The 16,642-nt window shown below is 63.2% G+C and carries 20 protein-coding genes; 15 read left to right on the top strand and 5 right to left on the bottom strand.

Annotation, left to right across the window (positions count from 1 at the left end):
* The 3 genes from AC07PQ_RS25560 to AC07PQ_RS25570 all read left to right on the top strand — a co-directional run.
* Nucleotides 1–267 (top strand): hypothetical protein (locus tag AC07PQ_RS25560; protein WP_493186458.1); only part of this gene is annotated, 267 nt, incomplete at its 5' end.
* A gap of 118 nt (nt 268–385) precedes the next feature.
* On the top strand, nt 386–1,273 hold the full coding sequence (gene rhtA, locus AC07PQ_RS25565; protein WP_007930397.1) for a threonine/homoserine exporter RhtA: 888 nt from the start codon (nt 386–388) through the stop codon (nt 1,271–1,273).
* Nucleotides 1,274–1,442: 169 nt separating this feature from the next.
* On the top strand, nt 1,443–1,724 hold the full coding sequence (locus AC07PQ_RS25570) for a hypothetical protein (protein ID WP_007930399.1): 282 nt from the start codon (nt 1,443–1,445) through the stop codon (nt 1,722–1,724).
* An 11-nt stretch (nt 1,725–1,735) separates the two neighbouring features.
* Here AC07PQ_RS25570 and AC07PQ_RS25575 read toward each other — a convergent pair whose 3' ends face one another.
* Entirely contained in the window at nt 1,736–2,305 is a 570-nt protein-coding gene (locus tag AC07PQ_RS25575; protein WP_007930401.1) for a TetR/AcrR family transcriptional regulator, read from the bottom strand.
* Between the two features lie 93 nt (nt 2,306–2,398).
* On the opposite strand from AC07PQ_RS25575, the gene AC07PQ_RS25580 reads away from it, so the two are divergent.
* Both AC07PQ_RS25580 and AC07PQ_RS25585 read left to right on the top strand, forming a co-directional pair.
* Nucleotides 2,399–3,139: an SDR family oxidoreductase gene (locus tag AC07PQ_RS25580; protein ID WP_493186457.1), complete on the top strand. Its 741-nt coding sequence runs from the start codon at nt 2,399–2,401 to the stop codon at nt 3,137–3,139.
* Between the two features lie 36 nt (nt 3,140–3,175).
* Nucleotides 3,176–3,766 carry a 2-hydroxychromene-2-carboxylate isomerase gene (locus tag AC07PQ_RS25585; protein WP_493186456.1) on the top strand — a complete coding sequence of 197 codons (591 nt, stop codon included), beginning with the start codon at nt 3,176–3,178 and terminating at the stop codon, nt 3,764–3,766.
* 69 nt (nt 3,767–3,835) lie between these two features.
* Here the strand turns inward: AC07PQ_RS25585 and AC07PQ_RS25590 are convergent, their stop codons facing one another.
* The 3 genes from AC07PQ_RS25590 to AC07PQ_RS25600 all read right to left on the bottom strand — a co-directional run bounded on the left by AC07PQ_RS25590 (nt 3,836) and on the right by AC07PQ_RS25600 (nt 7,457).
* Nucleotides 3,836–5,644, bottom strand: a complete 1,809-nt coding sequence (locus AC07PQ_RS25590) for an aminopeptidase P family protein (RefSeq protein ID WP_493186455.1) — start codon at nt 5,642–5,644, stop codon at nt 3,836–3,838.
* Between the two features lie 55 nt (nt 5,645–5,699).
* Entirely contained in the window at nt 5,700–6,869 is a 1,170-nt protein-coding gene (locus AC07PQ_RS25595) for a cysteine desulfurase family protein (protein WP_493186454.1), read from the bottom strand.
* A gap of 321 nt (nt 6,870–7,190) precedes the next feature.
* On the bottom strand, nt 7,191–7,457 hold the full coding sequence (locus tag AC07PQ_RS25600; RefSeq protein WP_007930409.1) for a hypothetical protein: 267 nt from the start codon (nt 7,455–7,457) through the stop codon (nt 7,191–7,193).
* A 402-nt stretch (nt 7,458–7,859) separates the two neighbouring features.
* Between AC07PQ_RS25600 and msuE the strand changes: the two genes are divergently transcribed.
* The 4 genes from msuE to AC07PQ_RS25620 all read left to right on the top strand — a co-directional run bounded on the left by msuE (nt 7,860) and on the right by AC07PQ_RS25620 (nt 12,067).
* Nucleotides 7,860–8,423, top strand: coding sequence for an FMN reductase (msuE, locus tag AC07PQ_RS25605; protein ID WP_007930411.1), 564 nt, complete (start codon nt 7,860–7,862; stop codon nt 8,421–8,423).
* Nucleotides 8,424–8,432: 9 nt separating this feature from the next.
* A complete protein-coding gene (gene ssuD, locus AC07PQ_RS25610) occupies nt 8,433–9,584 on the top strand; it encodes an FMNH2-dependent alkanesulfonate monooxygenase (RefSeq protein ID WP_493186453.1) in 1,152 nt (383 codons plus the stop codon).
* A 165-nt stretch (nt 9,585–9,749) separates the two neighbouring features.
* Nucleotides 9,750–10,937, top strand: coding sequence for an acyl-CoA dehydrogenase family protein (locus tag AC07PQ_RS25615; protein ID WP_493186452.1), 1,188 nt, complete (start codon nt 9,750–9,752; stop codon nt 10,935–10,937).
* A gap of 23 nt (nt 10,938–10,960) precedes the next feature.
* Complete coding sequence (locus tag AC07PQ_RS25620) at nt 10,961–12,067, top strand: sigma-54 interaction domain-containing protein (RefSeq protein WP_493186451.1); 1,107 nt, start codon at nt 10,961–10,963, stop codon at nt 12,065–12,067.
* Here the strand turns inward: AC07PQ_RS25620 and AC07PQ_RS25625 are convergent.
* A complete protein-coding gene (locus AC07PQ_RS25625; protein ID WP_028683023.1) occupies nt 12,064–12,429 on the bottom strand; it encodes an antibiotic biosynthesis monooxygenase in 366 nt (121 codons plus the stop codon). The two genes, AC07PQ_RS25620 and AC07PQ_RS25625, sit on opposite strands and share 4 nt — an antisense overlap.
* 118 nt (nt 12,430–12,547) lie before the next feature.
* Here AC07PQ_RS25625 and soxR point away from each other — a divergent pair, with 118 nt between their 5' ends.
* The 6 genes from soxR (at nt 12,548) to AC07PQ_RS25655 (ending at nt 16,621) form a co-directional block, all read left to right on the top strand.
* Nucleotides 12,548–13,003, top strand: a complete 456-nt coding sequence (gene soxR, locus AC07PQ_RS25630; RefSeq protein ID WP_007930416.1) for a redox-sensitive transcriptional activator SoxR — start codon at nt 12,548–12,550, stop codon at nt 13,001–13,003.
* 202 nt (nt 13,004–13,205) lie between these two features.
* Nucleotides 13,206–13,667: a VOC family protein gene (locus AC07PQ_RS25635; RefSeq protein ID WP_007930417.1), complete on the top strand. Its 462-nt coding sequence runs from the start codon at nt 13,206–13,208 to the stop codon at nt 13,665–13,667.
* Nucleotides 13,668–13,960: 293 nt separating this feature from the next.
* Nucleotides 13,961–15,172 carry a PepSY-associated TM helix domain-containing protein gene (locus AC07PQ_RS25640; protein WP_493186450.1) on the top strand — a complete coding sequence of 404 codons (1,212 nt, stop codon included), beginning with the start codon at nt 13,961–13,963 and terminating at the stop codon, nt 15,170–15,172.
* Nucleotides 15,173–15,189: 17 nt separating this feature from the next.
* Complete coding sequence (locus AC07PQ_RS25645) at nt 15,190–15,711, top strand: PA2404 family protein (RefSeq protein WP_009044891.1); 522 nt, start codon at nt 15,190–15,192, stop codon at nt 15,709–15,711.
* Complete coding sequence (locus AC07PQ_RS25650) at nt 15,708–16,052, top strand: hypothetical protein (RefSeq protein ID WP_007930420.1); 345 nt, start codon at nt 15,708–15,710, stop codon at nt 16,050–16,052. Before AC07PQ_RS25645 ends, AC07PQ_RS25650 begins: the two co-directional genes overlap by 4 nt.
* A complete protein-coding gene (locus tag AC07PQ_RS25655; protein WP_493186449.1) occupies nt 16,049–16,621 on the top strand; it encodes a DUF6162 family protein in 573 nt (190 codons plus the stop codon). The genes AC07PQ_RS25650 and AC07PQ_RS25655 overlap by 4 nt, the downstream gene beginning before the upstream one ends.
* Nucleotides 16,622–16,642 lie beyond the last annotated feature (21 nt).

The raw sequence follows: 16,642 nt of genomic DNA on the forward strand, positions 1-16,642 counted from the left end.
GCGTTACACGCTGCTGTCAACACCTCTTTTTCTCCGCTTTCGACCGAGAAGATCGAATCGTTAACTCGGCGAAAACTGACTGCCGAATCAACTCCTTCGGGCTTCGATGAACTGAAGCGTAACCACTGTCGAAAACCTCGTAACTCGTTGAATCTCAAGGAGTTTTCTGTTTCGACTGCGCCGGAAGTGGGGCGAATTATAGACTTCCAGAATCTGCCGTCAACCCCTAATTTGTCTTTTCTATCAATAACCTGCAAAAACAGATGAATCCTTCTCTATATAAGAAGAGCAGAAACATCATGAGCAATATATTGCTCAAGCGTTTTTAGTTGAGCATCATGTCGGCGCACCAAACCTCCCCCCTTGACCCGGATGATGCCTTGCCATGAATGACCAGCCCCGCAGCCTAGCCTCGACCCTGTTCCCGGTGGGACTGCTGCTTATTGCCATGGCCTCCATCCAGTCCGGCGCCTCCCTGGCCAAAAGCATGTTCCCGATCGTGGGCGCACAGGGCACCACCACACTGCGCCTGATTTTCGCCAGCATCATCATGCTGCTGCTATTGCGCCCATGGCGCGCGAAGCTCACCGCCAAGTCCCTGCGCACCGTCATCGTCTATGGCATGGCGCTGGGTGGAATGAACTTTCTCTTCTATATGTCGCTACGCAGCGTTCCTCTGGGAATCGCCGTGGCCCTGGAATTCACCGGCCCACTGGCCGTGGCCATTTATGCTTCGCGAAAAGCCATCGACTTTCTCTGGATCGCCTTGGCGATTATCGGTCTGCTGCTGTTGATTCCAACCAGCGATACGAGCGCTGGTATCGACCTGATCGGCGCGGGTTATGCCTTGGGAGCCGGGGTGTGCTGGGCGCTCTATATTCTGTTCGGGCAAAAGGCCGGGGCCGACAATGGCATCCAGACTGCAGCGCTGGGCGTGATGATTGCTGCCTTGTTCGTTGCGCCTATCGGCATCGTGCATGCCGGGGCTGCCTTGCTGACGCCCAGCCTGATCCCCATCGCCATCGGCGTGGCCATTCTCTCCACCGCCCTTCCCTACAGCCTGGAGATGGTCGCCCTGACCCGAATGCCGGCGAGAACCTTCGGCACGCTGATGAGTATCGAGCCTGCTTTTGGTGCCTTGTCCGGGCTGCTGTTCCTCCACGAATTCCTGTCGCTCGCGCAGTGGCTGGCTATTGCCTGCATCATCCTGGCGTCAGTGGGTGCGACCCTGACCATGCGCAGCGAATCGAAACCTTTGGTCGCGGCGGATTGATTCCTGGTTGTACATAGCTCTGGTATTTGCCGCTCAATTAGGCCATGTTTAGGCGCTGTAACTCAGCGCCAGTCATGGATTTTTCAGGCAAGGACCGCACAGACGCCAAAGTGACAGCTAACGCAGTCGAACCCGGACAACAGATCCGGGATCAGCAATAGGGACAGGAATGAAACGTTTTTTGATTCTGTTAGCCGTACTGGCCATCGCAGGTTGCGCCGCAACTTCGAAAACCGAGGTCAAGCGCGGAAAGAAGGGCCTGCATATCAACTGCTCCGGCCTGTCCTCCTCCTGGGACAAATGCTACGCCAGCGCTGCTACCTCCTGCGGCCCCAAAGGCTACAAGGTGATCGCCAAATCCGGAGATGCAGTGGAGGACCCGGGCGACTATCCCTTCGGCCTGAATCCCGCCGGCTATACCAGCCGCAGCATGATCGTCATCTGCAAGTAGGCAGCACCTGCCTACTGCACATCCTGCATTGGCAATTGACGAACAATTTCGTCATGGCTCGACTTCAGGACCTGGCGCTGAATATCCGGACTGACCAGCATTCGCGCCACCACCAACGCCCCCACACATTGCGACAGAATCGACCAGGCCAGGCTGTCGCTGCCCAGGGTGCGCGCCCAACTCTGCTGCAAACGGCAAATCCAATCTTGCGCCTGCTGTCGAACCACCTCGTCCGCCCGTGAGATTTCCGCGCCCAAGGTTGGCAAGGCGCAGCCCGTTTCAGGGCTCTCGACATGCGCCATGCTCAAGTAGCGCTTGAGACAGCGCTCAAGCCGCATCCGGTTTTGCTCACCATCGCCCCCCAGACGCTCAAGGCTCTGGCTCAGCTCCCGTTCGACAATAGAACCGAACAGCTCATCCTTGGATGAAAAGTGGCTGTAGAACGCCCCACCACTCAGCCCGATCGCTTTCATCAGGCCATCGACCCCCACAGTCGAAAATCCTTCTTTTTTCGCTGACACTGCGCTGCTCTGCAGCAGCCGTTCCCGGGTTTCCTGCTTGTGACTGGCTGAATAACGCATGACGCCCCTCTCCTCTCTTCGTCTTGACGCTCGGCGGATCGTAGCATAACGTTCGTTTAGTTAACGACCGTTTACCAATAGAGCGATCCCACCATGACTACAGCCACAGAGAACAAGAAAGTCGTTTTGGTCGTCGGAGCCGGCGATGCCACAGGCGGTACAATTGCCAAGCGTTTTGCCCGGGAAGGTTTTGTCGCCTGTGTCACCCGACGCAGCGCGGACAAGTTGCAGCCCCTGGTGGAGGCCATCCAGCAATCGGGAGGCGAAGCCCATGGGTTCGCCTGCGACGCTCGAAAAGAGGAAGAAGTGATTGCCTTGATCGAACAGATCGAGCGCGAGATCGGTCCGATCGAAGCCCTGGTGTTCAATATCGGCGCCAACGTGCCCTGCAGCATCCTTGAAGAAACAGCGCGCAAGTACTTCAAGATCTGGGAGATGGCCTGCTTCTCAGGTTTCCTCAATGCGCGAGAAGTGGCCAAGCGCATGGTCACTCGCAAACGCGGGACCATCCTGTTCACTGGCGCCACCGCGGGCTTGCGCGGCGCTGCGGGGTTTGCCGCCTTTGCCGGAGCCAAGCATGGCATTCGCGCACTGGCGCAAAGCATGGCCCGGGAGCTGGGGCCGTTGAATATCCACGTTGCTCATGTGGTGGTCGATGGCGCCATCGACACGGACTTCATCCGCAACAGTTTCCCGGAAAAGTATGCGCTCAAGGATGAGGACGGCATCCTCAACCCCGAACACATCGCCGACAACTACTGGTATCTGCACAGCCAGCCCCGGGATGCCTGGACCTTCGAACTGGATCTGCGGCCCTGGAACGAACGCTGGTAAACCCTGCGCCACAACAACAAAAAGGGAGCATCACCGATGAGCAAAACCGTCGAGTTCTTTTTCGACCTGGGCAGTCCGACCTCTTACCTGGCCTACACCCAATTGCCAAAGATCTGTGCCCAGACAGGCAGCCAGCTAATTTATCAACCCATGTTGCTCGGTGGCGTGTTCAAGGTCACGGGCAATGCCTCGCCGATCAGCATCCCCGCCAAAGGACGCTACATGCTTCAGGACCTGGCGCGTTATGCCAAACGTTATGAGGTACCACTGGCATTCAACCCGCACTTCCCGATCAACACCCTGCTGCTGATGCGCGCGGTGACCGGCATGCAACTGCGACATCCACAGCGTTTTGTTGCCTTTATCGACTGTCTGTTCCACGCACTCTGGGTCGAGAAGCGCAACCTGAACGATCAGGCCATCGTTGCCGCGGTACTCAGTGAGGGGGGATTCGATCCGCAAGAGGTGCTGGCCCTGACCAACGATGAAGAGGTCAAGAACGCCCTCAAGGACAAGACCGAACAAGCCTTGCAGCGCGGCGTTTTTGGCGCGCCGAGCATGTTCGTCGATAACCAGTTGTTCTTCGGCCAGGATCGCCTGGACTTTGTCCTCGAAGCCCTGAGCTAAGTCAAAGCTTCGGTAAGACAAACAACGCAATTCGCGCTGCCGGCCCAAAGCCGGCAGCGCGATTCATGTTCAGAGGGTTGCGGTACGGGTATTCAGCCATTCCAGCGCCGCGCCCTGCAGCAGCGGACTCAGGCGCCGACGCACTTCAGCGTGGTAGGCGTTGAGCCACTCACGCTCGTCCTGGGTCAGCAGCGAAGGTTCCAGGCAGCGGCTGTCGATCGGGCACAAGGTCAGGGTTTCGAACTTGAGGAACTCGCCGAATTCGCTAGTGCCTGCCTCAAGGTTCATCGCCAGGTTTTCGATGCGCACGCCCCAACGGCCCGGACGATAAGTACCCGGCTCGATCGAGGTGATCATCCCTGGCTGCATCGCGGTTTGCGGTGCTGGCGCCGCCTGATAGGCGATCACTTGCGGGCCTTCGTGGACATTGAGGAAATACCCCACGCCATGACCGGTGCCGTGCCCGTAATCCACGCCTTCGGCCCAGATCGGCGCGCGGGCGATGGCGTCCAGCAACGGCGACAGGATGCCCCGCGGGAATTGCGCCCGGGACAAGGCGATCACGCCCTTGAGCACCCGCGTGCAATCGCGCTTCTGCTCGGCGCTCGGGGTACCGACCGGGACCATGCGGGTGATGTCCGTGGTACCGCCCAGGTATTGGCCGCCGGAATCGATCAGCAGCAGGCCATCACCTTCGATCACCGCATACTCTTCTTCGGTGGCGTGGTAATGCGGCATCGCGCCATTGGCGTTGAACGCGGCGATGGTGTTGAAGCTCAGGGACACATAACCGGGGCGACGGGTGCGCGCCGCGGTCAGGTGCTCGTCGATGGTCAGCTCGGTAATGCGTTCACGGCCCCAGGCCGATTCCAGCCAGGCGAAGAATTCGCAGAGCGCCGCACCGTCCTGCTCCATGGCCTGGCGGATATGCTCGGCATCAGCCAGGCTTTTACGGGACTTGGCCAAGGTCGTCGGATTCAGGCCTTCCAGCAGCGTCACACCATCCCCAAGGTTATCCAGCAAACCGGCGGTAACCCGCGCCGGATCCACCAGCAGGCTGGCGCCGTCGGAAATCGCACTCAGGGCCGCGGCCACTTCGCTGTAGTCACGCAGGGCGATGCCGTCCTGTTCCAGCACGGCACGCAAGGCATCATCGACTTTGCTCAGCGCCACGAACAGCGTCGCCTGCTGTTGGCTGATCAGGGCGAAAGAGACGAACACCGGGTTGAACGAGACGTCACCGCCGCGCAGGTTGAACAGCCAGGCGATGTCGTCGAGGGTGGCGATGAAATGCCAGTCCGCGCCTCGCTCTTTCAGGGTTTCGCGCAGCTTGCCGAGCTTCTCGACCCGGTCGACCGTGGCCTGGGGCGGCAAATGCTGGTAGATCGGCTGGTCCGGCAGGCTCGGGCGGTCGCTCCAGACTTCGTTCAGCAGATCGATATCGGTGCGCAGGCGAGCACCGCGCTCCTGCAGCTTGTTGCCCAGGGTACGCGCCGAAGCCAGCGCCATCACCGCGCCGTCGACCGCGACCACGCCCCCTTCCGGGGTCTGCTCGGCCAGCCAGTCCAACGGGCCGGGCTGGCCCGGCAACAGTTTGACCAACTCGATGCCGCTGCCCTTGAGTTCCTTGGTCGCCTGCTCCCAATAACGGCTATCGGCCCAGACCCCGGCGAAATCCGCCGTCACGATCAGGGTGCCGACCGAACCGTGAAAACCCGACAGCCACTGCCGGCCTTGCCAGTAACCGGGCAGGTACTCCGACAGGTGCGGGTCGGCCGACGGCACCAGCAGGGCATGAATGCCCTCGCGGTTCATCAGCTCGCGGGTGCGCGCCAGGCGCTGGGGGACCACTCCATTGGTCAAGGGCTGCGTACTCATTGTGTCTCCTGCTACCAGGTCAATCATTGTTATTGGATACCGAGGGCATCGACCCTCAGGGTTGGGCAACCGCCCAGAACGCCGGTGCACTGGCGGATGAAGCCTTGATCAGCTGGACGGCCTGATCGATGTCCTGCTCGGTGGTGAAACGCCCCAGGCTCAGGCGGATGGTCCGCCCCGCCGCCCGGGCGTCGAGCCCCAACGCCAGCAACACATGGGACGGCGCATTGCTCGCCGAGTTGCAGGCCGAGGTCGCGGAAAACGCGATGGAGGCACTCAGGGCCGCCGGGTTGAACGCCCCTTCACCGAAGGTGAGGCTCAAGGTGTGGGGAATGCGCTGGGCCGGGCTGCCGTTCAGGCGCAGCCCCGGCACGTCGGCCAATTGTTCGAGCAGACGCTCGCGCAGACGGGCGATGGCCGCCGCTTCTTCGTCGAAATGTTCGGCGGCCAGGGCAAAGGCGGCGCCCATGGCGGCAATCTGATGGGTCGCGAGCGTCCCGGAGCGCAAGCCGCCTTCATGGCCGCCGCCGTGGATCTGCGCCTGCAAGCGCTGCTGCGCGCGCGGGCCGACGTAGAGCGCGCCGATGCCCTTGGGGCCGTAAATCTTGTGGGCGGAAAAGGACATCAGGTCCACCGGCCACTGCGCCAGGTCGATCGCCACCTTGCCCGCGCCCTGGGCCGCGTCGACATGCAGCAGCGCCCCGCGCTCACGGACCACACGGCCAATGCCCGGGATGTCGTTGAGCGTGCCCAGTTCGTTATTGACCAGCATCAGCGACACTAGGAAGGTGTCGTCGCGCAGGGCCTCGCTGACCGCCTCGGGCGTGATCAGCCCGTCGCTGTCCGGCACCAGGTAAGTCACCGCCACGCCGGCAGCCTGCAACTGGCTGGCGGTGTCGAGAATGGCCTTGTGCTCGATCTGGCTGGTGATGATGTGCCCGCCGGAGATGCCCCGGGCCTGGGCCACGCCCTTGAGCGCCAGGTTGTTGGATTCGGTGGCGCCGGAGGTCCAGACGATCTGCTCGGGCGCCGCGCCCACCAGTTGGGCGACCTGCTGGCGCGCCAGCTCGACGCTGCGCCGGGCCTGTTGGCCGAAGGCGTGGGAACTGGACGCCGGATTGCCGAAGTTACCGTTGAACCCCAGACATTCCACCATCACCTGAATGACTCGCTCGTCCACCGGCGTGGTGGCGGCGTAGTCGAAATAGAGAGGACGTTTATTCATCGCAAAAATACCCGCAGAGCCTGTTCCAGGATCAAGGTTCGCTCGGTGCCGAACGCTGATACGCGCCCTTTCGGCAACGCAAAAATGGCAGACCGTCAGCAATACCCGATCGGATGCAGTTAAAGAAGGACAACTTCATTTAAAAGTGCGTAGGAACGCTCCCGAGGGGCAGCTTAACAGGCTCCGGGAGCCGGGTTAAGCGAGGTTCGGCCAGGGGGCCGAAGAACAAGGCGCAAGGCGGGGAAAATCATCACAGGGTTTTGCCGATGCTCACCGGCAGTCCGTCAGCCTGCGCAGGCAAGGCCGTGGCAGATCGACAAATCAGCTGGCCCGGCCATGCAGGGTCACGCTGTGCTCGGCGTTCATTTCGCCCTGCCGGTCGAAACCGAAGGTCCGTTGCGGGGCAAGCAGCTCGACCTTCTTCTGTTGGTATTCGTCAAAGGACAGCCCGCGCCGGTTCAGGGCTTCCAGCGCCAGTTCGCGGGTTTCCTCGGCGGTATAGGGACGCGACTCCGGGCCAGGCTGGCTGGCACAACCGGCCAGCACCGCAGTGGCGACAAGCAAGGAAAAGACAAGCGAACGGTTCATGGCAAAAGCTCCTGGATCTGGGCTGCGAGGCAATGGACACAGGCTACCGTCGCCCTTCCCGGGGCAGAAATCATCACGCTCGATAGTGGCTATCGATTCCCCCTATCGCAGCCCATCGCAGGCGCACATATTCCTAAAAGACCTATAAATATGGAAATAAAGTATTTTTTAGGAATATAAGTAAGCCTTTATAACAGGTCCATCGCGCCGCCTGCTGTTGCCTGAGCAACTGTTCACCAGGCAACAGCCAATCAACAAAACAGTGTCTTCCCAACAACAGCCCGCTCCTGCAACAGCGCCACAAGCCCCGCCACTCAAGGCTTTGCGTCGCTGGTACAGCTCTTGCTCAAGCCCTGGGACTACTCACTGCTCGTTGAGCCCTGTTCAACAAAGGAACTGATCATGTCGCGTCCATTAAAAGTCGTTGCCCTGTCCGGTGGAACCTGGCGCCCCTCGCGCACCCTGGTGCTGACCCAGGCGCTGCTCGCCGAACTGGCGGGGCAATTGCCGATCGAGAGCACGCTCATCGAACTGGGCGACATCGCCCGCCCCCTGGGCGCGGCCCTGTCCCGCCAGGAGCTGGCGGCGGAAGTCGAAGCGCAGTTGCAAGCCATCGAAAGCGCCGACCTGCTGATCGTCGCAGCGCCCGTGTACCGCGGTTCCTACCCGGGCCTGCTCAAGCACCTGTTCGACCTGATCGACCTCAACGCGCTGATCGACACCCCGGTGCTGCTGGCCGCCACCGGTGGCAGCGAGCGTCATGCCCTGGTGCTGGATCACCAGCTGCGGCCGCTGTTCAGTTTCTTCCAGGCCCTGACCCTGCCCATCGGGGTCTATGCCACCGAGGCCGACTTCGCCAACTACCAGATCACCAGCGAGCCCTTGAAGGCCCGCATTCGCCTTGCGGCAGAACGCGCCGCGCCGCTGTTCGGCGTGCATCCGAAAAATCTGCTGAAAATCGCTTAAGGACCTGTCATGGATGTTTTCTGGTTTCTTCCGACTCACGGCGACGGCCATTACCTGGGCACCACCCAGGGCGCGCGTCCGGTCACCCTCAACTACCTCAAGCAAGTGGCCCAGGCCGCGGACAGCCTGGGCTATCACGGCGTACTGATCCCCACCGGGCGTTCGTGCGAAGACTCCTGGGTGATCGCCTCGGCGCTGGTGCCCCTGACCGAACGCCTGCGCTACCTGGTGGCGATCCGCCCGGGGATCATCTCGCCGACCGTCTCGGCGCGCATGGCCGCCACCCTCGACCGGCTGTCCAACGGGCGCCTGCTGATCAACGTGGTGACCGGCGGCGACCCTGACGAGAACCGTGGCGACGGCAGCTTCCTCAGCCACAGCGAACGCTATGAAGTCACCGACGAATTCCTGAGGATCTGGCGCCGGGTGCTGCAAGGCGAAGCCGTGGACTTCGAAGGCAAGCATCTGCATGTGCAGAACGCCAAGGCCCTGTACCCGCCGGTGCAGAAACCTTACCCGCCGCTGTATTTCGGCGGGTCCTCGGACGCCGCCCATGACCTCGCCGCCGAACAGGTGGACGTCTACCTGACCTGGGGCGAACCACCGGCCGCGGTCGCCGAGAAACTCGCCGACGTGCGCGAACGGGCCGCCCGCCACGGCCGCACGGTGAAGTTCGGTATCCGCCTGCATGTGATCGTGCGCGAAACCGCGGAAGAGGCCTGGAAGGCCGCGGACAAGCTGATCGAACACATCAGCGACGACACCATCGCCGCCGCGCAGCAATCCTTCTCGCGCTTCGACTCCGAGGGCCAGCGGCGCATGGCCGCCTTGCACGACGGGCGGCGCGACAACCTGGAAATTGCCCCCAACCTCTGGGCCGGCGTCGGCCTGGTGCGTGGCGGCGCCGGCACCGCGCTGGTGGGCAACCCTGAGCAGGTGGCGGCGCGGATCAAGGAATACGCGGACCTGGGGATCGAAAGCTTCATTTTCTCCGGCTACCCGCACCTGGAAGAAGCCTACCGCTTTGCCGAGCTGGTGTTCCCGCTGCTGCCGGAGCCCTACGCCAGCCTGGCCGGGCGTGGCGTGACCAACCTCACCGGGCCGTTCGGCGAAATGATCGCCAATGACGTGCTGCCGAGCAAAAAAGCGGCTGGAGCTTGAGGGTGTTTATCGCCTGACAGAACGCTATCGCGGGCCAGCCTCGCGCCTACAGAAACCACCTGCACCCTGTAGGAGCGAGCTTGCTCGCGATCGAGCGCCCCGCGCTCGCCTCACAGCCCCACCGATTTCACGGCCCAATAACCGGCCCCGAACGAGGAACACCGCGTGACTGCCAAGCCGCAAAGCGCCTTGTTGTCCCCCTTGCAGACCGCCCGCCAGCTGGCGGCCGAGTTTGCCCTGACCGCCGTCGAACGCGACGAACGCGGCGGTACCCCGAAAGCCCAGCGCGACGCCCTGCGCCAGAGCAGCCTGCTGGCCCTGAGCATTCCCACCCAGTACGGCGGCCTCGGCGCCAGCTGGAGCGAGACCCTGAACATCGTCCGCGAGTTCGCCAAGGTCGACAGCTCCATCGCCCACGTCTTCGGCTTCCACCACCTGATGCTGGCCACCGTGCGCCTGTTCGCCCGCCCGGAACAATGGCAACCCTGGTTCGAACAGACCGCGCGCAAGAACTGGTTCTGGGGCAACGCCCTCAACCCGCTGGACACCCGTACCGTGGTGAAGAACCTCGGCGGCTGGCGCGAGTTCTCCGGCAAGAAGAGCTTCTGCTCCGGCGCCAGCGATTCGGAAATGCTCATCGCCTCGGCGGTCGACGAAAGCAACGGCGGCAAGCTGCTGATTGCCGCCATTCCCAGCGGCCGCAGCGGCATCACCCTGCACAACGACTGGAACAACATGGGCCAGCGCCAGACCGATAGCGGCAGCGCCAGCTTCGAGCGGGTGCGGGTCGAGGAATCGGAACTGCTGCTGGACCCGGGGCCCTTGAGCACGCCCTTCGCCTGCCTGCGCCCACTGATCGCCCAACTGACCTTCACCCACATGTTCCTCGGCATCGCCGAAGGGGCTTTTGAAGAAGCTCGCCAATACACCCTCACCGAAACCCGGCCCTGGCATAAGTCCAGCGCGCAGGAGGCCTATCAGGACCCTTATGTGCTGGGTCATTACGGTGATTTCTGGGTGGCCCTGGAAGGCATGCGCCTGTTGGTGGAGCGCGCCGCGGAGCTGCTGGACAAGGCCTGGGCCAAGGGGCCGAACCTGAGCGCCGAAGAACGCGGCCACCTGGCCACGGCCATCGCCACCGCCAAGGTCGCCACCACGCGCCAGGGCCTGGAGCTGTGCAGCCGCCTGTTCGAGGTCACCGGCGCCCGCTCCACCCACGCCTCCCTGCGCCTGGACCGGCATTGGCGCAACCTGCGCACGCAAACCCTGCACGACCCGGTGGATTACAAACTCCATGAGTTGGGTGACTGGGCCCTGAACCAGTCCCTGCCGACCCCGACTTTCTATTCCTAGCCTTCTGTTCCCGGAGCTTGTCCATGCAGCTTTTGACCCTACCGCCCTCGCCGGCCCTGGCCACCTCGATCCGGGCCACCGCCCAGGTGTTCGAAGACCCGAAATCCCAGGCCTTGCTGGCGCATCTGCAGCAGGTCGCGCCGAGCGAGGCCAGCGTGTTGATCATCGGCGAAACCGGTACCGGCAAGGAGCTGGTGGCGCGCCATATCCACAACCTCAGCGCCCGGCGCAACCGGCCCTTCGTGGCGGTGAACTGTGGCGCGTTCTCCGAGTCACTGGTGGAGGCCGAGCTGTTCGGCCATGAAAAAGGCGCCTTCACCGGGGCCCTGAGCGCCAAGGCCGGCTGGTTCGAAGAGGCCAATGGCGGGACCCTGTTCCTCGACGAGATCGGTGACCTGCCGATGGCAATCCAGGTGAAGCTGCTGCGGGTGCTGCAGGAGCGCGAAGTGGTGCGCCTGGGTTCGCGCAAAAGCATTCCCATCGATGTGCGGGTGCTGGCGGCAACCAACGTGCAACTGGAGAAAGCCATCAACGCCGGGCATTTTCGCGAGGACCTGTACTACCGCCTCGACGTCGTCAGCCTGGAACTAAGCCCGCTGCGCGAGCGCCCCGGCGACATCCTGCCGCTGACCCGGCACTTTATCGAGGCCTACAGCCAGCGCCTGGGCTACGGCGCCGTGACCATCAGCAGCGAGGCCGAGCACAAGCTGCGCAGCTACGGCTGGCCGGGCAATATCCGCGAACTGGAAAACGTCATCCACCACACCCTGCTGATCTGCCGCGACGGCGTGATCGAGCGCGACGACCTGCGCCTGTCGAACATGCGCATCGAACGCCAGGACGACAGCCACCACAGCCACGACGACTCAGCCGAAGCCCTGCTGGAGCGAGCCTTTCACAAACTCTTCGAAGAGCAGGCCGGCGCCCTGCATGAAAAGGTCGAGGACGCGCTGCTGCGCGCGGCCTACCGCTTCAGCCACTACAATCAGGTGCACACCGCCAACCTGCTGGGCCTGAGCCGCAACGTCACCCGCACCCGGCTGATCAAGATCGGCGAACTGGCGGTGAACAAGCGCCGCCCGCCGGAAAAACCCGGCCAGCACGAGCGCACCCTGCAACTGTCGATCTAGCTGGCCAAACGGCAATGCAACGCGTTGTCCGGGCTGCGCTCGATGCTGCGCACCACCTGGAACGAGCCGAAGGTCACGGTCTTGGCCTGGTAGGCACGCAGCAGTTGCCAGAAGTCCTGTTCGCCCTTCTCGAAACTCTGGAAGGCCGCCTCGCCGGCTTCCCGGGTTTGCCATTGCAGGTAGTTGAGCACTCGCCGGCCGTCCTCGCTGGCCTGCACGCTGCCACTCAGGAAGCCCGGGTAGCCCTGGGCCAGGCGCTCGGTCTGCTCGGACAGCGCCGACACCAGGCCGGATTGTTGATGGGGCTCGATTTCGAATTCGATCAATTGCGTAAAGCTGCGGTTTTGCGCAAACGCGTGCATGGCAAGTCCCCACTGACGGATAAACGGAATCTTGTGATTCGAAGTTCCGCAGGGTAAAACCTCCAGTTAAGTAAAGGTCAAGCGACTTTTGCTCATTCCCCACCCGCAGGAGCGCTGCATGCCCAGCCCCGAAACCGTGCACAAGGAACTCACCGTCGGCCAAGTGGCCGCCCGCAGTGGCGTAGCGGTCACCGCCCTGCATTTCTATGAAACCAAGGGGCTGATCAAGAGCAACCGCAACGCCGGCAACCAGCGCCGTTATCCGCGGGAAGTGCTGCGCCGGGTGGCGCTGATCAAGGTGGCGCAGCGCCTGGGCATTCCCCTGGCCGAGATCGGCCAGGCCCTGCGCAGCCTGCCGGACCACCGCGCACCGACGGCCGCCGACTGGAGGCGGCTGTCCGAGCAGTGGAGCCAGGAGCTGGATGAGCGGATCAAGCAACTGACCCTGCTGCGCGACCGCCTCAACGGCTGCATCGGCTGCGGCTGCCTGTCGATGCAAGACTGCCCGCTGCGCAACCAGGGCGATCAGTTGGGCGAACGCGGCCCGGGCGCGCGATTGCTGGAAACCGATTGAGCGGGCGGCCCATCGGTTTCCCCAGCCAGACCGCAGCCTGTGGCAGCGGCTGCACCTCTTCTCCTGATCGCTGGCTCACTGTTGCCAGGCGAACACCTCGTCAGCTCAAGCCAGGCAGTGGACTGCCCGGGCCTATAGTGAACCGACCGGAAAACCGGCCAGGTTCACTTCGACAAACCCATGACAAGAAAGGAGAACCGAGATGAGCGTCAAACCCATCCCCGAGGGTTACCCCAGCATCACGCCCTACCTGGGGATTACGCAGGCTGCCGAGGCTATCGAGTTCTACAAGAATGCCTTCGGCGCCATCCAGGTCATGCGCCTGGACATGCCCGACGGCAGCGTCGGCCATGCCGAGCTGCGCATCGGCGACTGCCCGATCATGCTGGGAACGCCCTGCGATCAGGGGCCACTGAGCAATCCCGACCAATCACCCGCCGTCGGCCTGCACCTGTACGTCAACGATGTCGACAAACAGTTCGCCCAGGCCATCGCCGCTGGTGGCCAGGTGGTGTCCGAGGTCAAGGACCAGTTCTACGGCGACCGCAGCGGCACCCTCAAAGACCCGTTCGGCCACCTGTGGTTTCTCGCCACCCGCAAGGAAGACCTGAGCGAAGAGCAGATCAAGCAGCGGGCCATGGAGATGTTTAAACAGCAGGGATAAGCCCTGTGCCTGAAAACCGTTGATCGCGGGCAAGCCTCGCGCCTACAGACGCGCGTGCTTCTGTAGGAGCGAGCGGGCGGCGATCCGACTTGCCCGCGATAGCCTCCCCCGGACCGTCCCCCTGCCATTGGTCGCGCGGAAACATTTACTTTCATATCGTCTTTCGGGATTTACGATTCTCATTCGTCTTAATTAGATGCAGCAGGTCGCGTTGGCGAAGGTTACGCCGCGGGTTTCTCTCCGGGCTTACCAGCCGCCCGCGGCTCCACTCCTCGAATCAAGACGCGTGCTCAATGTCGAAGAAGTCCCGCTCGAAAATCTGGTTTCTCGTTCACAGCTGGCTGGCCCTGCCCATCTGGTTCTTTGTGCTGATCGTTTGCGTCACCGGCACCCTGGCCGTGGTCAGCCAGGAAATCGTCTGGCTGGCCAACCCCGACATCCGCGCCAGCAAACCCACAGGCGACGCCCAACCGCTGAGCTACGACCAGATCGTCAAAGCCATCAAGCAGGCCGAACCGCAGACCCTGGTCGAAAGCATCAGCACCCCCGACGAAGCGCATTTTGCCCTGACTGTGGGCGTCAGCTACCCCGATGGCCGTTCCGTCGAGGTCTATGTCAACCCGTACACCGGCGTCATCCAGGGCGTCAGCCCGCAATTCAACTTCCAAGCCTTCACCCGCGCCCTGCACGGCTGGTGGCTGGTGCCTTTCACCAACGGCTACAGCTGGGGCTGGTACCTGGTATCGCTGCTCGGCCTGCCGATGCTGGCCTCGCTGGTCACCGGCCTGGTGGTCTACAAGAAGTTCTGGAAGGGTTTCCTCAAGCCGACCCTGCGCCTGCGCCATGGCGCGCGGATTTTCTGGGGCGACTTGCATCGCCTGAGCGGCATCTGGTCGATCTGGTTCATCGCGGTGATCTCCATCACCGGCACCTGGTTCCTGATCCAGGCGATTCTTGGCGACAACCAGATCACCCTTTCCAGCGAACCCATAGTTCCGGTGATCGCTCGCGAAAGCGTGCCGACCTCCGCCGACGGCAGCCCGGCGCCGATGATCGGCGTCGATGAAGCCATCCGCATCGCCACCCAGCAGATCCCGGGGTTCGAGGTCAGCTTCGTCATGCTGCCGAGCAATGCCTACAGCCACCTGTTCATTGGCGGCCGCGGCTGGTACCCGCTGATGTACCAGACCGCCAACCTCAACCCTTACAGCGGCTCGGTCGATACCATGCACCTGTTGTCCCATCGCTCGGCCCTGGAGTTCGTCACCGAGTCCATGCGTCCGCTGCACACCGGTGATTTCGGCGGCATCTGGATCAAGCTGATCTGGTGCTTCTTCGGCCTGCTGCTGAGCATGATGGTGCTCAGCGGCCTGCTGATCTGGACCAAGCGCACCGCCCTGGCCACCGCCGCGGCCATCAAGCGCAGCCACAAGACACCGCGCCCCACCCTCGCCCAGCGCCCGGTTGCGGCCCTGCACAGCGACACGCCGGAGGGCAACCTGTGAGCAAGACAGACAACCCAATGCCGGTTTCGCCCCTGCGCCAATTCTGGCTGAAATGGCGTTTCCACCTGAACATCCTGCTGTTGCTGGTCCCCCTCGGCTTCATGCCCAAGTACTTCGCCGACGCGGCGCTGGCCCGTGGCGACAGCGGCCTGGGCGAACGCGAGGTGGGCGAGGTGCAGGTCGGGCCCTGGAGCCTGCGTCTGGCCGAACTGCGCAACCAAGCACCGCAACTTCAGGGGCCAGCCGGCTATATGAAGGGCTTCAATGCCGCCCTGTGCGACGCCTGCATCGACCAGGTCAAGGCCACCTACCTGCGCATCGGCAAACCCCGCAGCCTGCGCGCCGCCGGGGTGATCTTCTTCGGCACCCCGTACCGCATGGGGGCCAGCCTGCCCGTTCCGGAAAAGACCAAGGCCGACGCCGAGCTGTGGATAACCATGGAAGGCTGGGACGGCAGCCTGCACCAGGCAGCCATCCCCCTGGGCCAGGCATCCCCGGCCACCCTCGCCTGGCTGAACCAACAAGGAGGCAAACCATGATTGCTGTACCCACCGCCCGCCTGCGCCTGCTCGGTGCCGGCGCACTCCTGCTGGCCAGCGCCCTGTTCAGCGGCGGCGCCCTGGCCCATAACCCGATGTGCGAGTGCAAGCAGATCGACGGCGAGCAGATCCGCTGCACCGGCGGCTTCTCCGACGGCAGCGGCGCCCCGGGAGTGACCCTGGACGTGATCGGCTACGACGAAACCATCCTGGTGCCCGGCAAGCTGGGCGCCGACTCCACCCTGACCTTCAAGAAACCCGACGCCGAGTTCTACGTGCTGTTCGACGCCGGCCCCGGCCACGTGGTCGAGATCGACCAAGCCGACATCGAGGCCCCATGAGCACCTCCACCCACCAAGTTGTGCGCCCGGCCGGCGCCGGCCATGAAACCCTCTACGTCCTGCTGCTGTGCCTGTTGATCCTCAGCGTGGCCAGTGCCGTGGTGCTCTGGCACGGCGAAAGCAGCGAAGTGGCGAGCATCGACAGTCATCAGCTGGACGCCCGCCGCGACCTCACCGCCGGCGAACAGGGCCTGTACGCCGACCTGCGGGTGACCCTCGACGAAATCCGCCTGCTGCGCGAAGAAGCCCAGGCCCTGCCGACGCCCGAACAACTGGCCGAGGAAGGTTTCGCGCCCTTTGCCCAGGACGCCAGTTCGGTGAGCCGTGGCGGGCATGCCTGGCAACTGCGGCAACAGGCCTATGTCGGCCTCAGCCAGAACAATCAAGTGGCCGGCTCCTTCCTGATGCGCATCGCCGCCGATCCGGCCGCCGCCCCGGACATCTGGCTCAACCGCGGCCCGTCCCTCGCCGCCCCCGACGACCTCAGCGACGCCGCCCTGGCCAGTGCCGGCTGGCAGCAGGTGGTCGCGCAATTCGATGCCGGAGTGACCCGCCAGCATCGCCACTGAACCCACGCATTCACCCGAGAG

This window comes from Pseudomonas sp. GW821-FHT09E12 (assembly GCF_059416085.1).